Source organism: Rhodococcus sp. USK10 (assembly GCF_019378875.1).
Taxonomy (GTDB): Bacteria; Actinomycetota; Actinomycetes; order Mycobacteriales; family Mycobacteriaceae; genus Rhodococcus_F; species Rhodococcus_F pseudokoreensis.
In genome coordinates this window covers 1,011,529-1,031,364 of the sequence record NZ_CP076047.1, presented here as the reverse complement: position 1 = coordinate 1,031,364, position 19,836 = coordinate 1,011,529, and the positions used below count along the sequence as shown (strand labels likewise).

Sequence of the window (19,836 nt, the reverse complement as noted above, 5' to 3'; positions counted from 1 at the left end):
GGCTACGCGGCAGCCAGCGTCGCACATAGCCGGCAACGACGCCCCGCGGATGCGGACCGCCCGCCGCGGCGCACCCGTCGAGGAGCCCACACTGCGACGTCCCTCATCCCTTCGCAGCTCGTGCGGAACCCCAGAGGGCGCCGTTGTTGACCCGACCACCGTAGAGGGCCATCATCTCGTCGTAGAGTTCAGAGTTCGTCGTGGTCCGGCCCTCCAAGCTGGTGAAGTCCTCGATGTATCGGCGAGTTTCGGCGATCGCGACGGGGGAGTCGGATCGGTGCGGATCCTTGTGTCCGGCCACCGCGGTGCGAGCGTCGAGTGACTCGATGAGCTCGAGGGCGTCCAGCCACGACTGCCGCAGGGGCGGTGGAGTCTCGGCCAGGTAGAGGTGGACGTTGTTGTACACGGCGTCTCCGGCGATCACGAGACCGACGCTCGGCACGTGCAGGGCGGTCGTCCCGTCGGTGTCGGTGTGGCCCAGCTCCACCACCACCAGCTGTTCGCCTTCGAGCTCGATGGTATCGCCCTCCAAGATGCCGGGAATCGTGAGTTTCGAGGGAATCTCGCCCGGGAAGCGGGCCTGCCAGAACGACGCGAGGAAGTCCGGTGCTGCCTGCGATCGGGCGTGCTCCACGACGCCCGCGGTCGCCACGGCCTGCGCGTCAGGAAACCTGGCCAGGACCGTGGCCAATCCGAACCAGTGATCGCCGTGCCCATGCGTGACGTAGACGTGGGTCAACCGCTTGCCCGCCCTGGCCACCCAGTCACACAGCCGCTCGGCCTGTGCCACCGTCATCAACGGGTCCACGAGCACCGCGTCCTCATCGCCGTATACGAGCGTCGACGAAGTCGGGGACCACATCCGCTGCGACAGCCTCGGCGGGCGGTCCGTGATCTGGACGGGAATGGACGGCGTGACGTGAACGGCGTAGTTCAACAGCGACATTCGGAAGTCCTAACGTGAGGTCATGTGGTGGTCTTCTTGCTGACGACGCTCCGGAGGTTCGGCCGCTACGGGCGTCGGCTCAACCCCAAACCTGCGCCCGGCGTGGGGGCAACGAACCCAGGCGTGCGCGTGGAAAAGAGGGGCCCACGTAATTCGTTTCCCGGGAGCGCGAACACGCGACGACTAAAGGAACTCGACAGTCCTTTTATTATTGGCACTGCCGAGATCCACTTGTCAAGGTTGCAGGTTCTTCGCGCATCTTGCGCTCGACTCAGTGATGCCGAGGACGAACTGGGTGAGGCATTCCGCGAATGCATCGGGGGACTCTATCTGCGCCATATGTCCCACCCGGGTAGATCGAGCGCGACGAGTCGGAAACGCGACGACAAACTGGGAAACTGCTCGGCCCAGTCCTCCAGCGTTCGGACTATTCCGGGAACGAGCACAACGGTCCCGGTTGAAAGTCTTGTGGCGCCACTCAGGGTCCGCGGGTGCCCTGCTTTGGGAAACTGCCCTATACCGCGTTGACCTGAAACCGGTGATCCGAGATGGCGCTACACACCAACATCACCGCAGCCACCGGTTACCGATCTACTTCACCGTTCCCTACAGTCCGCGGCAGCACGTCAACAAGAACACCAAAGTCCACTGCACCAGTACTTTCCGGGAAGAAGCCGACCTGTCATTGCTCGGGCCGGGCATCCTCGACAACGTCGCCGCAGAACTCGACAATAGGCACCGCAAACGCCACGGATCACGCCCGCCGAAATATCAACGAACTCCTACACTCACATCAACCGATTCTTTGCAGCGACCGCCTGAATTCCCCGACCGGTATGCGGGTCGAAGCCAAATAGGCGAGCTATTTCTTTGCTCGTCGAGCGAGTTCCGCACGATTGCTATGCAATTGAGTCAGTGTCGGACAGACCCGAGTTGCACGAAAGATGAAGTTCCTACTGCGGCGGTGCGCTCCGTCGTACTCCGGCGCGGTCGCGCCGTGCGCGCGACTAAAGCCATAAACGTGACGCCGATGGGAAGCGCCGGACCCACCATGAGACCGCGATGAAACCCTCCAGCGGCCCATAAACTACAGCAACCACTGATCCAACAACGAAGGCCGAAAGAGAGCCTCCGGCAGCGCCGTATAACAGAATCCGCCACTGGTGCTCGCGGGTGTAGTTCGCCTTGCTTCGAGCCCGGACCACTCCGGCAAGACAGACAGCGACATACACGAAAGCCGGAAAGATGTGGAAAGCCACGTAGGTAATGGGAACGCAGGACTCCGTCAGAGGCTGTTGACGCCACCCACAGCAGCAGCGCTATGCATCGCCCGACCGTGTGCGCCGAAATTGAACACCGTTGAACGGGCCCACTTAGTAGTACTTTGTTAGCTCGGCGTGTCGGCTCGAGTTTTCGTGGTTTTCTCGAGAGCATGCGGGCATGGATACAGCCGCTCTCGCCCGGGTCGGGGAACAAGTTGGATACGTTTGTCGGTGAGGTGTTCTCGTCGCTGGCACGGAAGGATCAGCGGGCGAAGGCCGGGCTGTATGCGCGCGGGTTGATGCTCGACGGGCGTCGGAAGTCGATGCAGCCGATGGCGGAGCGGTTGCAGGTCGACCATCAACAGTTGCAGCAGTTCGTGACGACCTCGCCGTGGGACGTGGTTCCGGTACGGAAAACCCTCTCCCGCAAAGCGTGCGGTCTGATCGCCCCGGATGCGTGGGTCGTCGACGACACCGGGTTCGTCAAGGACGGCGACCGCTCGCCGGGTGTGGCCCGTCAGTACTCGGGCACCCTCGGCAAGGTCGGCAACTGCCAGATCGCGGTCAGCGTGCACGCCGCCACCGATGACGCGTCGGCCCCGTTGGACTGGCGACTGTTCCTGCCGCAGAGCTGGGACGATCGGTCCACCACCGATCCCGATGCGGTCGCGGCGATCACCGCCCGCAGGCGCCGGTCCGCGATCCCCGACGCGGAGCATCACCGCACAAAGTGGGAAATGGCGATCGAGATGATCGACGAGCTGATCGAGTGGGGCCGGATCCCGCCGGTCGTGGTCGCGGACGCCGGCTACGGCGACACCACCGCCTTCCGGGAATCGCTGACCGAGCGGGGCATCGACTACGTCGTCGCCGTCAAGGGGTCCACCAGCGCCTTTCCCGGCGACGCAGTCCCCGAGACACCTCCCTACAGCGGGCGCGGACGGCAACCGGCCCCGCGCTACCCGGGACCGGCCGCCAGCTGCAAGGACCTGGTCCTGGCCGCCGGACGGAAGGCCCTGCGGACGGTGACCTGGCGCCGCGGCAGCAAGGCCGACCTGACCAATCCGACCGCGGCGATGCGCTCGCGGTTCGCCGCGCTGCGCATCCGCCCGGCGAACCGCGACATTCCCCGCGCCGACGACGGCACCCTGCCCGAGCTCTGGTTGCTCGCCGAGTGGCCCGCCGGCGCCGACGAGCCGACCGACTACTGGCTCTCCACCCTGCCCGCCGAGACCCCACTGAAAGAACTCGTGCGCCTGGCGAAACTCCGCTGGCGCGTCGAGCACGATTACCGGGAGCTGAAAACCGGTCTCGGGCTGGATCATTTCGAGGGTCGTTCCTGGCTGGGCTGGCATCACCACGCCACCCTGGTCACCGCCGCTCACCTATTCCTCACCACCCTCCGGCTCACCGACCCAAAAGCAGCTGGGCAGGACTGAGCCTCTACGCCGTTCTCCGCGAACTCCAACGCGCACTTGCCCGTTGGATCGGTACCTGCCCACTCTGTGACCACACCTTCCCCACCTAACAAAGTACTACTAGTGTCCTGAGTTATTGATCCGTTGAATATGTTGGTAGCATCGGGTAATGGCATTTTCTGGTCGCCCGAAGGCGGAATTGGTTCTGTCCGATGTCGAGCGTGACACGCTGCTGGGTTGGGCTCGACGCGCGAAGACGTCGCAGGCGTTGGCGCTGCGGGCGAAGATCGTGCTGGCGTGCGCGGAGGGCGTGACGAACAAGGATGTCGCTGCGAGACTGGGGATCTGGCCGCAGACGGTGTCCAAGTGGCGGGCCCGGTTCGTCAAGGATCGACTGGCGGGCCTGGCGGACGAGCCGCGGCCGGGTGCGGCTCGCACGATCACCGACGAGCAGGTCGAGACGGTGATCGTCAAGACCCTGGAGGAGACGCCGGCGAACGGGGACACGCACTGGTCGACCCGGTCGATGGCCCGGGCCACCGGCATGTCCCAGACCGCGATTTCCCGTATCTGGCGCGCTTTCGGCCTCAAGCCGCATCTGGTGGACACCTGGAAGTTGTCCACCGATCCACAGTTCATCGAGAAGGTCCGCGACATCGTCGGCCTCTACCTCGCCCCGCCCGACAAGGCACTGGTGCTGTGCGTGGACGAGAAATCGCAAATGCAGGCGTTGGACCGCACCGCCCCGATGCTGCCGATGATGCCCGGCGTACCGGGCCGCAAGACCCACGACTACATCCGCCACGGCACCACAAGCCTTTTCGCCGCCCTCGACATCGCCACTGGCAAGGTCATCGGCCAGCACCAGCGACGACACCGCCATCAGGAGTTCCTCCGGTTTCTCAAGACCATCGACAAGAACACCCCCGCCGAGCTGGACTTGCACCTGATCTGTGACAACTACGCCACCCACAAGACCCCGGCGATCAAGACCTGGCTGGCCGCCCACCCGCGGTTCCATCTGCATTTCACCCCGACCAGCGGTTCCTGGTTGAACCTCGTCGAACGCTGGTTCGGCGAGCTGACCAGCCGCAAACTCCGCCGATCCACCCACCGCAGCGTGAAAGAACTCGAGACCGACGTCCAAGCCTGGATCGACGCATGGAACGACGATCCAAAACCCTTCGTGTGGACCAAAACCGCGGACGAAATCCTGGACAACCTCGCCAACTACTGCACGCGGATTAATCAACTGAACAACGACTCAGGACACTAGGTATCAGTGACGTCACAGGAATCATCGCCACGCATTTTCATATCGACCACCTCGGGTTGGCACGACGGGTGGCCGCAGCATCCGGCGCGTGGATAGCCATGGGCCAGCACGAACGCCACCACCTCAACGCCTTCGACTGTGCCGCAGACGTCGTCCGCCTGGACCAGCATCGCATGCGCACCTGGGGCATGCCCGAAGACAGGGTTGCCGAAGCGGCGATGTCCAAACAGATGCTTCAAGGCCTGGTGGATCTGGCCACGCCGGACATTCGCATTCAAGAAGGAGAAATCCTCCACGTGGCCGGCCACACGCTGACGGGCCATGGCCACACCCGGCCACACCCCAGGACATACCTGCTTCTGGGACCACCCTGGTTCCATGGTCTATTCCGGCGACCACGTGCTCCCCCGCATCACCCCCAACGTCGCCCTATCCATCCAGGGCGAGACGAACCCCCTCGAGCGGTACCTCGAGTCCCTGCGGCGCATTGCCCGACACGACGACTACGAGGTCTGCCCCGCACACGAGTACCGCTTCCGCGGGATGGCACGCCGCACGAACGAACTGGAATCCGCATCGTTGGCCCGGGTCGGCGAAGTGCACGACGCTCTGGATACAGGTCCCGCATCGGTGCACGACATCGCCCGCGAACTCACCTGGTCCCGGGGATGGCCGTCGCTCAAGGGCACCGCCTTCCGCCTGGCCCTCGGTGAAACAGCCGCGCATATCCAGTACCTCGTCGGCAGGGGCCTTCACGACGGGGTTCCAGGATTACCTGCCCTGGACGCCGGCTGGCGAACCCCCGATGTTGACCACGTACCGCAGCGGCGCCCACCGGCGGCGCCCGAAGCACCCGAGACTGCAGCCATCCGCTGCTGACGAAACGAGAGGAACGACCCACCATGCTGTTCTCCCCCCTCACTGCCGAGGCTAAGCGCCTCACGCTCCGGCAGATCCTCGCCTCCGGATCGATCGCCCGGTTCCCCGGTGCGTTCACCCCCATCTCGACACGCCTGATTGAGGAGCAGGGCTTCGAGGGCGTATACATATCCGGCGGCGTTCTCGCCAACGAGCTCGGCTTTCCAGACATCGGGCTCACCGCGCTCCCCGAGGTGGCCGCCCGCGCCGGGCAGATCGCTCGGATCACCGATCTACCGGCGATTGTTGACGCCGACACCGGCTTCGGGGAGCCGGTGAACGTGGCCCGCACCATCCAGGAACTGGAGAACGCGGGGTTGGCCGGCTGCCACATCGAGGACCAGGTCAACCCCAAACGCTGCGGACACCTCGACGGCAAGACCGTCGTGGACCTGCACACCGCCACCCAGCGCATCCGCGCCGCCGTCGAGGCCCGCCGAGACCCCAACTTCCTCATTATGGCTCGCACCGACATCCGCGGCGTCGAGGGCCTGAACGCGGCCGTCGACCGCGCAAAAGCCCTAGTGGACGCCGGTGCGGACGCAATCTTCCCCGAGGCTATGGCCGGCCTCACTGAATTTGAAGCCCTGCGGGCAGCCGTCGACGTGCCGATCCTGGCCAATATGACCGAGTTCGGAAAATCGGATCTATTCACCGTAGACAGGCTTCAGGACGCGGGTGTGAACATGATCATCTACCCGGTAACCCTCCTCCGGGCCTCCCTCGGCGCCATGGAACGCACCCTCCAAACAATCCAACAGGACGGAACACAGCAAGCGTCCGTGCCGCACATGCTCACGCGCACAAGGCTCTATGATCTCGTCGACTACGAGGGGTACAACGACTTCGACTCGGGCCTGTTCAACTTCGAAGTCCCTGCTTAACCGGGATTTTGTTTTCCCTGGTGCTTCGAGTGGGTCAAGCACTGCCTGTGTCGGTAGCTCAGCCGGGTATATGAGGTGACGTAGTTGGCCCGAGATGAGAATGAACCGGCCACGTCCTCTCTCATGAGACATCGGACCATACCCTGCGTGCCGCTGCGGTCTCGGTCCCCGAACCTACGGGTAGGCGAATTCAGTGCAAGGCAATGCCGTCTATGTTCGCGAGAATGGACATGCCCAAGCCCTTCGACTCAAGATTATATGTGGTCAATGGTCAAAACATTAGACGCGATAGGATGGGAACATGACCGAGCCCACTGCCCTATTCCAGCAAGGCGTCGAAGGTTCACCAATCTTTACGAAAGTTCACACCCGCCGCGGGTTCGAGTACATCTACGAGCAGATTCGCAACGCGATTGCCGAAGGACAGCTCAAGCCGGGAGATCGGCTGCCCTCGGAACGGGACATGGCCCAGATATTCGGGATCGCTCGGCAAAGCGTGCGCGAGGCGCTGCGGGCGCTTGAGGCTTCCGGCCTGGTCGAGTCCCGTCTCGGAGTGGCCGGTGGTGTTTTCATTCGCGACGGCGACCCCCGCGTGGTGTCGCGGGCGATGACCGACTTGGCCTCACTCGGTGCCCTATCGCCCTCGAGTCTCCTCGAGGCGCGGATCATCCTCACGTCCGACATCATCCGCATCGCGTGTGAGCGGGCTACCGATGACGACTTTCAGAAGCTCGACGAGGACATTACCTTCACCGAGCAGCAGGCCAAGACCGAGGCTGGGGTCGAGCGGACCGCACAGATCATGGAGTTCTACCACATCCTTGCCAGTGCGACGCACAACGAAGTATTGGTCATACTGACCGATTCCCTGTCCCAGATTGTCCATCTGCGACTCAATCGGGCCGGGCCTAAGCCCAACAAGGACATCGGGAAGGTCCGCCGCCGGGTCCTCAATCACCTACGGGCCCGTGATGCAGAGAAGGCGATCTCGGAGATCACTCGACATCTAAAGCGACTCGAGAAAGTTCTCCTCCAAGCAGAGAAGGCGAAAGCGCTCGAACTCGACACCTCCAGCTGACCCACCCGAGACATCCCACCTTCCTGGTGCCCAAAGGACGACGCCGAGACCCAGGAACGGGCCGGCCATCCTCCGCCACGGCCGACGATCGGATCGCCGCGTTCCTGTGCGAACCGATCATCAGCGAGTTCCGGGATTCTCGAACAGCCCGTTCTCGAATAGGCGCACCTGAAACTCCGGTGGGATTGAGCCTCTTGGGGATCCTCCGAATACCCACGCCGTTCATTTTCCGAGCCGTCTGCGAACGGCGGCAAGTTGTTCCTCCGAGCCGATCAACCGTACGACGGCGTCCTGTTCAGCGTCCAACCCGGCGGCGAGATCGACGTGTCCGGCCATGTCGAGCAACCGTTTTGCGTGACGCAGAGCGGAGTGGCTGTGGCCGGCGATCTCCCGGGCCAGCGTCAACGCGGCGTCAAGGGGGTCGTCACTGATTCGGGTGGCCAGTCCCATGGCGACCGCGTCGGCTCCGGTGACTTTGCGGCCGGTGAAGGTCAGGTCCTTGGCGACATCGCGTCCGACCAGTTCCGGGAGCAGCTGCGGTCTCATCCTGCCGTGAGTGGGCGGTGATTAGCTGCAGACCCCTCTACTGGCTGCAACGAAAGCAACGATGTAAGATTGCGGTGCAAACGTAGCAAGGAGTGCCCCGTGGCAACCCACCGATCGATCTCTCCCCGGCGACACCACAAGCTCGCCGGCTCCCGACTGCGCCGCGACACCGTCACCGGCCGCTACACCCGCGCCGGCGACCGCCCGCACGCCGCGCCGTCGCCGGACGAACGGCGTTTGTCGGATTTGTCGACCCCCGAACTCATCGACGTCGTCGCCTCCGAACTCGCCGCCCGCCCCGAGATGCACCTGGTCCGCAACCAGGTGACCTCGCTGCTGGCGATGGCACCGACCCTGACCGACCGCACCCAGGCCGCCCGGATCGGCGCCAACCTCGTCGACGACGCCATCGCCCAGGCCGAAATCGAGCAGGCCGCCCGCCGGCACATCCTCGACCACCCGATGCTCACCGCCGGCCAGGTCGCCGCCGTGCTGCACCGGCCCGCAGCCGATCGCACCGTCGCCTCGAGGCTCCGCACCACCGGCAAGGTCGTCGCCCTGCCTGTCGGCAACAGCTACCGGTACCCGGCGTTCCAGTTCGACGAGGCCACCGCCTCGGTCCGCGACACCGTCGCCGCCATCAACACCACCCTCGGCGCCGCTGATGATCCCTGGGGTGTGGCGTCGTGGTGGTTGGCCCCCTCCACCCGCCTACCCGAGGGGCAAACCCCTGCCGACCTCGCCGCCGACCCGGACCCCGCGGCCGGCCGGAAGCTCGAGCGGCTCGCCGCCGCGGTGCTGCCCGACTGATGCCGAACATCGAACCACCGGCCGCAGGTCTACTCCGGCCGGCGCACCGAACCGTGCTCACCGCCGGAACGAGGGTGTGGCGGGTACACGCGCCCCACACCCCGAACCCGACCACCCAACCCGACGAACTCGCCGGCGGCCGATTCGACTCCCTCGACGGCAGCTACGCCTACCTCTACATCGCCGACAGCCCCGACGGGGCGATCGCCGAAACCATCTGCCGGGACCTCCCCCTCGACCCTTCGATCGCCCGGCACCGCGAACGTAATCGGGGTCGACTGCATCTGCGAAGGCGCAGCTTCGCCCACGATCATCGGTGATGCGTCTTACGCTCCGCCCGGACCCACGCTGCAATCTCCTTCCGGGACTTAACCCCCAGTTTGCCGAAGATGTGATCTACATGGCTCTGCGCGGTTCGTTCGGGTACCTCGAGCTTTGTCGCGATGGCCTTGTTGGAGAGTCCTTGAGTCACCAAGTCGGCGACCTGTCGCTCACGCTCGGTGAGAGCAACTTTCGTCCTGGTGCGGACGTTTGCCCGCTGATCGGTCTCGAGTGCGAAAGAGATGGCCTTCTCCAATCCCATTCGCGCGCCCTTTCGATGGCGAGCTCGAAATATTTGCTCTCCCAGCAGTTCACGAGTAGTTCGCTCGCACGCGGTGTGATAGCGGCGGAGTTCGTGGAACAGGAGCGGCGAACTTCCTACCGCGGATCCCAACGACTCTGCCGCCCCCAGCAAGACGGCTGCCCGCTCCGAATCTTGGTGGTCACCGGAAATCCAAGCCACGACTTCCAAGCACACCGCGGCGACAAGCGGCTCTTCCACTAGCCGGCAAAGTTCCAAGCACTGCGCTAGGGATTGCGTTGCCTGGTCTATCTCGCTCTGCCGGTACCTCGCAAGACCCAACCCCCACAATGAGTGCGACCGATAAACCAATTCGCCACAGGATTCTGTGATCGAGAGTGCTTCTTCGTAGCACGTGACGGCCTGAGCGGTTCGTCCGCGTAACTCGTATGAGACGCCGAGCATGACAAGGGTCCATACCCTGGCCCTCTGTACGTTGCCCGCGCTGAACAATCGCAGCGACGTTTCCAAGTGTGCGGACGCCTGGAGTGGGTCCCCGCTGTACAACGCGAACAGCCCTTCGGCATGATCCATGTACGCTTTCCCGATCGGATCATCCACCTCCGCGATCATTTCGCGTGCTGAGACGATGAAGTCGGATGCAGTTGGAAAATCCCCCTGAAATTCGGCGAGCACACTACTGAAGCACAGTGCCATGATGCGATCCGCTGTCGCCTGTTCGGCTTTCTTGCCCAGGGCGCGGTCAAACCAGTACCGGCCCTCGCTGAACAGGTTCCGCGCGTACCAGAACGGGAAAAGTGCTGCTGCTATCCGAAGCCCTGCCTCGTAATCGGAGCCGTTGGGCATAGAGAGTGCGAACTCCATGGCATCTCGGAGGTTGGAGTGTTCGCGCCCGAGCCGGGCGAGCCAGTCCAGCTGGCGAGGACCGATCCAGTCGGCTTCCGCCGCCAGCGCCAGCCGGCGATACCAGTCGTAATGGCGGTGTTGAAGTTTCCGGTATTCATCGGAGGTGAGTGCCTTTTCCCGACCGAAGTCACGCAAAGTGTCCAGCATCCGGAAGGAAATGCCGGTTCGGTGTTCTTCCCTGATCAGGATCGACTTATCGACGAGGGAGGAAACGATATCGAGCAGCTCGTCCGGGGTGATGTGCTCAAGGCAAATATTCTGCGCTGCATCGTATTCGAAGCTACCCGAAAAAACGGACATCTGTGTCCAGATGCGTTGCTCGATCGGCGTGCACAAGTCGTAACTCCACTCGACGCACAGCCGAAGGGTTTGCTGGCGGGTCGGTGCGGCTCGAGTCCCTCGGGTCAGCAGCGCGTATCGGTCGGTCAGGCGCCGCAATACCTGGTCGAGGGACATTGCGCGTAGCCGGGCCGCGGCGAGCTCGATGGCCAATGGTAGGCCGTCGAGGTGGCGGCAAATGCTCACAACGGTGTCGAGGTTGTCATCGGACAGCTCAAACCCCGGTACTGCGGTAGAAGCTCGGTCTTCGAACATGGCAATTGCGTCATACGCCGGGGTGCCCATCAACTCGGGCTCATGCTCGGGATCCGGCATCGTCATTGGCGGGACGCGCATAACGGACTCCCCCGCGACATTCAGGGGCTCGCGGCTGGTCGCCAAGATCACGACGTCCGGACACGTTCGAATCAGATCTTGAACGAACCGCGCAACGGCGTCGATGACATGTTCGCAATTGTCTAGGACAAGCAGGACATGCCTGGCAGCGAGGAACTCGATAACTTCCTTGGCCGAATCCGCGCCGTGGGTGCGGAGACGGAGTGAATCGGCAACAACGTTGGGCACCAGGGACGGGTCACGAAGTTCACCGAACTCGGCCAGCCACACCCCGTGAGGAAATCGGCGGCGCAGGTCTGCAGCAAGCCGCAACGCAAGGCGCGTCTTGCCGACGCCCCCGATACCTGTCAGCGTCAAGAGTTTCCTGGTTTTGAGCATCGTCTGCGCGGTGGAGAGCTCGTCCTGCCGACCGATGAAACTGGTCGAATCCAAGGGAAGGTTGCCTGCGGACTTTGGAAGAGGAGCAGGTGTATGCGTCCAATTCGACGTGGGGAATGTCGAGGTGGCGGAATGCCGGCGGACGTGGATCGCTCCATCGTCGTCAGGCAATGCCATGTCGTCGGCGGCGAGGCCGTTGCGGATCTGAATCTCCTGCAGTAGATCGCCGAACGCCTCTGCCCGTGGGGGGCGATCGTGGGGATCGCGAGACATGGCGTGGTCGATCACGGTCGCCAGTTCCTCAGGGATACCGTATTCGCGGGTATCAGGGATCGCTTGGCTGGAAACTCGGACGAACTGGGCGACTACCTGCTCTCCGTGGCGACGTTCGAACGCAGCGTGGCCGGTCACGGCGCAGAAGAGCGTCGCACCCAGACTGTATATGTCCGACATCGGGGTCGGCGGGTCTCCTCTGAGAATCTCGGGCGGTGTGTACGCCGGTGAAGCGATGACAATGCCCGCGGCAGTTTCGAATCCGCCCATGATGTGTGCAATGCCGAAGTCGGTCAGAGCCGGCTCTCCATAGCTCGAGAGCAGGATGTTCGCGGGTTTGACATCCCGATGCAGAATCTCTAGCCGGTGCGCGGTCGCCACGGCGCCCGCCATCTTGACCCCTAGCCGCAATACCCGCTCTATGGAGAGCGGACCCGAGCGGCGGATTAGCGACTCGAGTGAACCAAGAGGGTGGTACGGCATGACGATCAGAGGATGGCCGCTGGCCGTGACCTCAACCTTCAGCACGTTGACGATGTTGGGATGCCCGGTCAGTCGTCCCATAGCGCGCTGCTCACGAAAGAAGCGAGCCCGATTTTCCTCGTCCAGGTCTTTCGTCAGGACCTTGACTGCGACAGCGCGATCCAATGAAGGCTGTTGGCAACGGTAGACCACTCCGAAGCCACCGCGGCCGATCTCGTGTGCATCTGTCAGTCCGAGGGCATGCAACTCGGCCTCAATCGCAGGCATGTCGTCTCGTTGCGTTTCAAACAGACCGCCATCGCCCATCGCGTTCACTCAGGCTCTACTGCTGTGTCCAACTGCCGCCCCGTCGTGGAGACACGGCAAATCGCCCCCTCGGCTGAAGCGTGCGTCGCCACCAACGACTCCTCCGACTTGGCCCGCTACAAGAGCGGGAGGATTGCCGTGACCGCGAATTGTCACCTTCGGAGTCGTCTATGTCAAGAGCCCATGTGGACTCATCCAAAATACCTGGGTACATCCCTCACGTGAGGATGCCTGCGTACTGCGTGTCGGTCGCGTGGGTGCGGTGGTAGGGCCGGAGACTGACCGTGGCTGAGCGCAGAGCCCGACGACGGTCAAGTCCCGGGCGTGGTGTGGGAGGTCAGTGCGTGCCTCCTCGTGGGTTATACGGTCAGCTCCCACCGGGGGTGACCTCCCGCTGTGGCGACGATCGTGACCCGCTGGAGCGCAAGCCGGACAAGGGCGAGCGTCCTCGAGGAGATCCGCCTGCGAGCCAGTGCGGGCATGGTCGCGATCCCCCACGCGGGGATCGCGCGGTGCCTACCGCAGGAGACCAACGTTGTTGCGGCATTGTCTGTCTATTGGCGGTGCTGGAATGAGGGCCGGCAAGCAGGTGTTACCGACACTGTCCGACCTCGTGTCCCTTTTCCGGCTGTAGCTGGGGTCTGCATTCGGCAGCCCCCATCGCCCGGACGGCGGGCGCTCGAATGCAAAAAGCACGTCGGACCGTTCGCAGCAAACTCGGCACTCAACGCAGACGCAGATCCCGGTCCGCACCTGCCGCAATGGGACGATGCCGTTCCCGAGGTCGGAGATCGACCTGGTCGACACGCCGGCGGACCGCCGAGGCGTCACGCCTACACACTCACCCATCACCGTCCTCGCTGCCGCCTGGACCGACAACCGCTCGGGTTCCAGCACACCCCGGATGATCGCCGCGACGAAAGCAGCTCGCGACGATCCTTTCGTTCCCGCTGCGGGTTGGCTCTCTGGGCTTGACTTGCCGTTTGATCGGTCGACTGGTCCTGCTACCAGGGGGCAACGATCGACCGGCTAATCGGCGGATCGTTCACTGATCTCTCGCCTAATCACCGTGGAGCCATCGAAACGTCACGGTCCCTCCCACCATCCGGACGCTTCTCAGACGGCCGACAGCGGTCGTCCTGATCCCTTCTAAGACCTGACAGGGCAGGGATCAGGACGACCGCCGCGGACTCTGCATCATCCTCGCTGTCAGGGCGACGGCTGCGTCGGTACCTCCGAGACTCCGCTCAAGTCATCCAGCTGAGGTTCACTCGGGCCACTCCGACAACTGCCGCCCCCAGCGCGTTCGAGAGATGCTTTAGCTCACCCCATCCTGATTCAGGAGAAACACACTCTTGGCACTTAGTCCGGCGTGCATGTCCTCGATCGCCTCGTTGACTTCCTCGATGGCATAGGTGTTGGTGATCAACTCGTCAATCTTGAGGACTCCCGAACGATACATCTCCAAGTACTTCGGGATATCTTCCTGCGGCCGCGCACTTCCATAGAACGCGCCGGTCAGAATCTTCTGACTGAGGGCGATCCCCTGCACGCTCAAGCTGGCGCTTACAGACGGGTCAGGAACGCCGAGCACCACGATCGTGCCGTCAACCCCTGCCATCTCCCAGGCTTGCTGCACCACCTCGGTAGATCCCACCGACTCGATCACGTAGTCGGCGCCAATTCCGTCTGTGAGTGCCAGAACCTGCTCGACTACATCGCCAGCGGAGGGGTTGACGAGATCCGTTGCGCCGAACTTCGCTGCAAACTCGCGCTTCGAGGGAACCGGATCGACAGCGATAATCTTGGACGCTCCCGCGATACGCGCACCTTGGACGACATTGAGTCCGACCCCTCCGCAACCGACCACAGCGACTGTCGAGCCGGGCTGCACCTTTGCTCGACGAAAAACTGCCCCGAGTCCTGTGGTGACGGCACACCCGACCACTGCAGCGACCTGAAAAGGTACATCCTTGGGGATCTTGATTGCCGCGTTCCCCGGAATCACGACCGACTCGGCGATAGTGCCGACACAACACATCTGACGCAGACCCGCGCCCTGCGGGTCGGTAGCACGCTCGGGCCCATCAGGTGCCAACGACTCGAACATGTATGGCCGACCCCAGGCGCAGAGCGTGGGTGTGCCGTTCATGCAGTACCTGCACCGACCGCAGTTCAAGACCGCAGACATCGCAACGTGATCGCCGGGAACGACGTGAGTGACGCGGGCTCCAACCTGTTCGACCGTCCCCGCCCCCTCATGTCCCAGGACCATCGGGATTGGCCAGGGAAGAGCGCCGGTCTGGACCGAGACGTCGCTATGGCACAGTCCGGCCGCCCCCATCCGCACGAGAACGTCGTTGTCACCCAGAGCAGTTGTCTTGATGTCGACAACCTGTACTGGCTTGCCCACTTCGTATACGACTGCCGCCTTCACGACACGACCTCTTTCGAATCGACGGACCCAACCACGTTGGACGGTTCGAAGATGATCGGCAGCGAGACCATGTGGCGAACGTTGGCGGTCTCGTATTCGGGCTTGAAGCCCTCGGGAACAGAGAATTCCGGGATTCGGGCCAGGAACTGCTCATAGGCGACCCTCAAAATCAACTTTGCGAGATGTTGCCCGATGCAGAGATGATTTCCGCCACCGAATGCGAAGTGGCGGGTCGGCTTACGTTGGAGGTCGACCTCGTCCGGTCGCTCGTAGACCTCCGGATCCCGACTCGCGGCACCGAACGACATCAAGACACGATCGCCCGCCGCAATCTTGGTTCCGCCGACTTCAACATCTCGCATGGCTCGGCGTGCCATATTGGGCGCTCCCATGAACATGCGGAGAAATTCGTCGATTGCGCGTGGAAGTTGCGACGGGTCTTCGACGAGTCGCTGTCGATCAACTGGATGCGTGGCGAGGTGGTGGAGCCCACCGGTGATGGCGAATCCGGTCGTGCCGATGCCGCCGATGGTGAGCTGGCACATTGTGCCTACCTTGTCCATCCACTCGTATCCTTCGTGCTCGAAGGCGAGCAGCGCATCAATCAGGTCGCCGCGGGACGGCTCCTTCGACCGTTGACGGAGGTACTCGTCGATCTTGGCAATGCCGCGGCCGAAGTTTTCTGCCCGCTCTTCGGCCGGCCCCGACAGGCTGAAGACTTCGAGGAGATATGGCATGTCGGCAGGATCCATTCCTGCTATCTCTACCGAGAAGACCGCTTGTGGAAGAGCATTCGCGAAATCAACGACGTCAGTCTCACCATGCGTGATGAACGTATCGATCAGTCTGTTGGCATGTCCCCGAATCTTGTCCTCGAGCACCTTTACAGCCCGGGGGCGAAGGAAGGGTTCGAGAGCGGCGCGAAGTTCGGTGTGCAGGGGTGGATCGGATTCGCCCGGCGCGAAGTACGGCATCTCTGCAGGCCGGTTGACCATGAAGCCGTCCGATGCGGAGAACGTCTCCCAGTCTTTTACTGCGTTGGCGACATCTTCATGCCGGTGGAGGACCCAGTAGCCCTCGCCAACCTCGCTGCGGGCAACGGGGCATCCTCCCTTGTGCATCGCCGAAATCACGTCGTCCCAGCGTTCGTTGATTTCCGGATCATTGAGGTCGAAGTCGGTGTCAAGCCTTCGGCGTAACGGTTCAGTGCTCATTTTTCCTCTTCGATTGGCGCTTCAGGAACAGAGTGGTTTGCGAGGCCCCGACGACTGAGGCCCGGGCCGGATCGCGCTGGCCGTCTTGCGGGTCTGTGATGAACGACACTTTCAAGAAGTAGCGTAACCATAATCATATTATTTAGGCAAGCGCGACTTAAGATCAGTGTTCGACCTCGGCACCTATCAGCACCTATCAGATAGAGAAGTCGGCGCTGGCACAGCGGTAGGACCAACCCGTAGGCATCTGCTCGAACGTCCACGCGGCTAGCTTCCCGTCGAATCGGAAATACCCCGTCGGCGTGGGTTCCTCGGATATGGCCAGCACCTCCCAGAGTGAAGGTGGGCGCGATCGTCGGTGAAGTTACGTTCGCCGAACAGGTCCCGAGGTCGAAGATCGCGTCCCAGGTAAGCCAAGGCGCCGAACCCGCCGGCACATAGGTCGTCGGAGAGTGGGACCGCGTGAACTCTGACTGTTGACAGCCCGACAAAATAGCGTAATTATATGCAGATTAGATGGGCTGACTGGATTGCGTGAGGATCTCGGTTCGTCGACGGATTCACGCCTGGTATGGCGCGCCTGGCATCCGGCCGGCCGGGATGCCGACGCTCGTTTGACATCGATTCTTCTTCTGACAACAGCCAACGGAACCGAGGAACTACATGCCAGACCTCCAAGAGGCGGGGCGGCGGCGCTCTGAAGCGACGGCCCTATCCCCGACGACACATTCGAGCAGTCCTCTGCGAACCTCCATGTTCAGCGGCGCCGGCGGTGATGCCTCCGTCGATGACATTTCCACCGCTGATGTCTTCCTGACCGGCGGCGACGCGGAGATGATCACCGGTCGATTTTTCCCCGTCTCCCGCTGGGCTGGATCCGGAATCTGTGTGCCCGATGTTCTCCGATTGCGATGGCGTACCGGGCACGGAGTGGACGGTCCGGCCAAATCTCCTACCGCGAAGCAAGAAAGGCGAGTCAGTGCTTCATGATTCAGGTATCAAATATTCTTCTCCGGCGTCGCTGCGTAAGATTGCGATTGCGTCGACGATAGGGAATCTCATTGAGATCTTTGATTTCATTGTCTATTCCTTCATTGCTGCCCTCGTTTTCGGCCCTCTTTTCTTTCCCGGCGAAGAGCCCTGGATCGGTACGTTGGTTGCGATCTCTACGCAGGGAGTTGCCTTCGTCGCCAGACCCGTCGGGGCGGTGTTGTTCGGGTGGGTAGGGGACAGATTCGGGAGACGAGTCGGACTGATTTCCACTCTGGGATTGATGGGCTTTTCAACTCTCTCCTTGGGGTTAATGCCTACCTACAGCACCATCGGCGCTCTCGCGCCCATCCTGCTCATCAGCGTCCGCCTTATTCAGGGTCTCGCATACGGCGGGGAGTGGGGCGGGGCAATACTTATCGCTGTCGAGCATGCCCCGCCCGAGAAGAAGACGCTCCTCGGCGCACTCCCCCAGGTGGGTGCGACGCTAGGCGTTGGTCTCGCGGCCGCATCGTTACTGATCATCAGCAATGCCGTCGGACCGGAACTGTTCGCGTCCTGGGGATGGCGCGTCCCATTCCTTCTGGGTGCCGTCCTGATCATCATCGGGTTGTTCATCCGTACTCGGATCGAAGAGACTCCAGAGTTCCAGCATGCGTTGGATAACCCCTCTGACGAGAACCAACGCGCTGGACTGGGCGCGACTCTCCGTGAGGGTTGGCGCCCGATTCTTGCGATGATCTTGGTCTGGCAGGCAGCGGCAATTGCAGTGCTGTTCTTCTGCACCGGACTTCTCGCGTACGTACCCCGCTACGTCGATGGCGTCTCGGCGACCGATGTCCAGATCGGTATGGTGATCGCGACGATCGCCGTTGTTCCGGTCACGGTGGGATCCGCGTATCTCGGCAAGAAGATAGGGAAGGAAAAGGTCCTGCTGCTTGCCGGAGCACTCTCGGTGGGGTGGGCATTTCCTGGATACGCGCTCATTACATCTGGAAACCCAGTCCTTCTTTGGGTGGCCATGACCATAGGACTGGTCAATTACGGTCTGACCAATGGCGTCATCGGAGCCACGATGAGTGAGAACTTTCCGGTGCGAGTCCGGTACCTGGGCGTGTCCTTGTCCTTCGCGGTGGCCAGCATCATCGGTGGTGCGGTCCTTCCCATTCCAACACTCGCGTGGGTGGCACAGCTCGATGGTTCGTCGATGCCCCTCGCGCTGACCTTCCTTGGTGGCGGGGTTCTGACCGTCGCCGGATCGCTGTGGATAACGCGGCTCCCCAAGTATCTGAGCTCCAATTCAGATGGCGCGTTCGATGGTGACGTGCGGGAATCTTCTGCTGTACGCGGTTGAGTGAGGCGGGTCCGGCTCCACTACATGAGCCGAACCCGCGACGTGTCCGACGGCTTCGTACGAAGCCGCCCAACGCTTGGTCGCGGCCGTACGACCGCGTATCTTGACCAAGAGATAGAAAGTGGTGCAACAACAATGGATAATCTTGCAATCGTGGGTTTCGATCGCGCAACGTCGTGGCTTCCGGCAGCGGACTGGGTGCCCGCACTGTCGACACGACATCCCGAATTCGCCGAGGGAATCGCACGGATCGGAGACGTGATCGCCGAAGACGGGGCGGTGCCGAAACCGTACAAGATGCTGTTCATTGCGACCATCGCAGCGGTTAAGCGCGACCGGGACCTTGTGGCTCATTACTTGCGGATTGCCCGCGAGAGCGGACTTCCCCGAGACCAGGCCGAGAGCGCCGCCGTAGGCGTCCTAATCTCGCGAGGCGTAGTCCCCCATCAGCTCCTCACGGAGAGCATCGCAGCTCACTACGGCGATGCTGTCGAGGTGAGCCCCGGCGACGACGGCACCGACGTAGACGACCTGGACATCGACGCCTCCAAGGCATACTTCGAAAAGTACTTCGGGTTCATCCCGGACTACATCGAGCTTCTTGCGAACGCCGCCCCGAAGGCCCTGGAAGGGTACACACTCATGCGCAAGGTTGCGCTCGCCGGAACGGCGATGCCAAGCAAGTACATGGAATTGCTGCTGTGTGCCGTCAACGCAGCCGAGTATCAAACCCGATTTGTCATGATCCACGCCCGTGGTGCGCGACGGTCCGGTGCGACGGAATCAGAGTTGGTCGAATCCTGTTTGACTGCACTTCCATTCGCAGGCGTGGCTTCCTGGTTGCCCGCTGCGGACGGAATAATTCAATCGCGTACAGACAACTGACGTCGGAGGCTACACAAGTCGACTCAGCCGACCAACATCGCAGAATCTTCCGGAAGTACTTGGTGCGCAACGGTCGGCAGTTCGTGGACAACGCATGCGCTGGACGGGCGAGCCCGCAACCTCCCGACAGAGGTTGCGGGCCGCTTTCGGGCAGTGCGCTGATGAACACATCCCAGGAAGAATGACGGCCAGGTCGACTGTGATCGTAGCCGTC

Annotated in this window: 13 protein-coding genes and 2 pseudogenes; 10 read left to right on the top strand and 5 right to left on the bottom strand. The window is 62.5% G+C overall.

Annotated features, from left to right (window positions below):
* Positions 1-103 precede the first annotated feature (103 nt).
* Positions 104-946 (bottom strand): MBL fold metallo-hydrolase, encoded by an 843-nt coding sequence (locus I1A62_RS05315; RefSeq protein WP_219454610.1) that lies wholly within the window; start codon positions 944-946, stop codon positions 104-106.
* A gap of 1,440 nt (positions 947-2,386) precedes the next feature.
* Between I1A62_RS05315 and I1A62_RS05310 the strand changes: the two are divergent.
* The 6 genes and pseudogenes from I1A62_RS05310 (at position 2,387) to I1A62_RS05285 (ending at position 7,782) form a co-directional block, all read left to right on the top strand.
* Positions 2,387-3,717 (top strand): annotated as a pseudogene (locus I1A62_RS05310) (IS701 family transposase).
* 78 nt (positions 3,718-3,795) lie between these two features.
* Entirely contained in the window at positions 3,796-4,902 is a 1,107-nt protein-coding gene (locus tag I1A62_RS05305; RefSeq protein WP_219454068.1) for an IS630 family transposase, read from the top strand.
* A gap of 2 nt (positions 4,903-4,904) precedes the next feature.
* Positions 4,905-5,084: pseudogene (locus tag I1A62_RS47085) on the top strand (MBL fold metallo-hydrolase); the annotation flags it as partial.
* Positions 5,085-5,280: 196 nt separating this feature from the next.
* Positions 5,281-5,781, top strand: a complete 501-nt coding sequence (locus tag I1A62_RS05295) for a hypothetical protein (protein WP_257890463.1) — start codon at positions 5,281-5,283, stop codon at positions 5,779-5,781.
* Positions 5,782-5,804: 23 nt separating this feature from the next.
* Complete coding sequence (gene prpB, locus I1A62_RS05290; RefSeq protein WP_219454604.1) at positions 5,805-6,704, top strand: methylisocitrate lyase; 900 nt, start codon at positions 5,805-5,807, stop codon at positions 6,702-6,704.
* Between the two features lie 301 nt (positions 6,705-7,005).
* The gene (locus I1A62_RS05285; protein ID WP_219454603.1) at positions 7,006-7,782 is read left to right on the top strand and encodes a FadR/GntR family transcriptional regulator; all 777 of its coding nucleotides are present in this window, start codon (positions 7,006-7,008) and stop codon (positions 7,780-7,782) included.
* Between the two features lie 222 nt (positions 7,783-8,004).
* Here I1A62_RS05285 and I1A62_RS05280 read toward each other — a convergent pair whose 3' ends face one another.
* The gene (locus I1A62_RS05280) at positions 8,005-8,328 is read right to left on the bottom strand and encodes an enoyl-CoA hydratase-related protein (protein ID WP_219454601.1); all 324 of its coding nucleotides are present in this window, start codon (positions 8,326-8,328) and stop codon (positions 8,005-8,007) included.
* Between the two features lie 99 nt (positions 8,329-8,427).
* Between I1A62_RS05280 and I1A62_RS05275 the strand changes: the two genes are divergently transcribed.
* Positions 8,428-9,138 (top strand): hypothetical protein, encoded by a 711-nt coding sequence (locus I1A62_RS05275; RefSeq protein WP_219454599.1) that lies wholly within the window; start codon positions 8,428-8,430, stop codon positions 9,136-9,138.
* Positions 9,138-9,458, top strand: a complete 321-nt coding sequence (locus I1A62_RS05270; RefSeq protein WP_219454597.1) for an RES family NAD+ phosphorylase — start codon at positions 9,138-9,140, stop codon at positions 9,456-9,458. Before I1A62_RS05275 ends, I1A62_RS05270 begins: the two co-directional genes overlap by 1 nt.
* On the opposite strand, the gene I1A62_RS05265 is transcribed toward I1A62_RS05270, so the two are convergent.
* The 3 genes from I1A62_RS05265 to I1A62_RS05255 all read right to left on the bottom strand — a co-directional run bounded on the left by I1A62_RS05265 (position 9,449) and on the right by I1A62_RS05255 (position 16,393).
* Positions 9,449-12,742: a protein kinase gene (locus I1A62_RS05265; protein ID WP_219455128.1), complete on the bottom strand. Its 3,294-nt coding sequence runs from the start codon at positions 12,740-12,742 to the stop codon at positions 9,449-9,451. The genes I1A62_RS05270 and I1A62_RS05265 overlap by 10 nt on opposite strands.
* Before the next feature lie 1,318 nt (positions 12,743-14,060).
* Positions 14,061-15,179, bottom strand: a complete 1,119-nt coding sequence (locus tag I1A62_RS05260) for a Zn-dependent alcohol dehydrogenase (protein WP_219454595.1) — start codon at positions 15,177-15,179, stop codon at positions 14,061-14,063.
* On the bottom strand, positions 15,176-16,393 hold the full coding sequence (locus tag I1A62_RS05255; RefSeq protein ID WP_219454593.1) for a cytochrome P450: 1,218 nt from the start codon (positions 16,391-16,393) through the stop codon (positions 15,176-15,178). The genes I1A62_RS05260 and I1A62_RS05255 overlap by 4 nt, the downstream gene beginning before the upstream one ends.
* Positions 16,394-17,372: 979 nt before the next feature.
* On the opposite strand from I1A62_RS05255, the gene I1A62_RS05250 reads away from it, so the two are divergent.
* Both I1A62_RS05250 and I1A62_RS05245 read left to right on the top strand, forming a co-directional pair.
* Positions 17,373-18,737, top strand: coding sequence for an MFS transporter (locus I1A62_RS05250; RefSeq protein WP_219454591.1), 1,365 nt, complete (start codon positions 17,373-17,375; stop codon positions 18,735-18,737).
* Between the two features lie 258 nt (positions 18,738-18,995).
* Entirely contained in the window at positions 18,996-19,622 is a 627-nt protein-coding gene (locus I1A62_RS05245; protein WP_219454589.1) for a carboxymuconolactone decarboxylase family protein, read from the top strand.
* The last annotated feature ends 214 nt before the right edge of the window (positions 19,623-19,836 follow it).

What these genes read in the sequence shown, in the direction of transcription:
- I1A62_RS05315 (WP_219454610.1), bottom strand. Translation starts at nt 946, where the DNA reads ATGTCGCTGTTGAACTACGCCGTTCACGTCACGCCGTCCATTCCCGTC.
- I1A62_RS05305 (WP_219454068.1), top strand. Translation starts at nt 3,796, where the DNA reads ATGGCATTTTCTGGTCGCCCGAAGGCGGAATTGGTTCTGTCCGATGTC.
- I1A62_RS05295 (WP_257890463.1), top strand. Translation starts at nt 5,281, where the DNA reads ATGGTCTATTCCGGCGACCACGTGCTCCCCCGCATCACCCCCAACGTC.
- prpB (WP_219454604.1), top strand. Translation starts at nt 5,805, where the DNA reads ATGCTGTTCTCCCCCCTCACTGCCGAGGCTAAGCGCCTCACGCTCCGG.
- I1A62_RS05285 (WP_219454603.1), top strand. Translation starts at nt 7,006, where the DNA reads ATGACCGAGCCCACTGCCCTATTCCAGCAAGGCGTCGAAGGTTCACCA.
- I1A62_RS05280 (WP_219454601.1), bottom strand. Translation starts at nt 8,328, where the DNA reads ATGAGACCGCAGCTGCTCCCGGAACTGGTCGGACGCGATGTCGCCAAG.
- I1A62_RS05270 (WP_219454597.1), top strand. Translation starts at nt 9,138, where the DNA reads ATGCCGAACATCGAACCACCGGCCGCAGGTCTACTCCGGCCGGCGCAC.
- I1A62_RS05265 (WP_219455128.1), bottom strand. Translation starts at nt 12,742, where the DNA reads ATGGGCGATGGCGGTCTGTTTGAAACGCAACGAGACGACATGCCTGCG.
- I1A62_RS05255 (WP_219454593.1), bottom strand. Translation starts at nt 16,393, where the DNA reads ATGAGCACTGAACCGTTACGCCGAAGGCTTGACACCGACTTCGACCTC.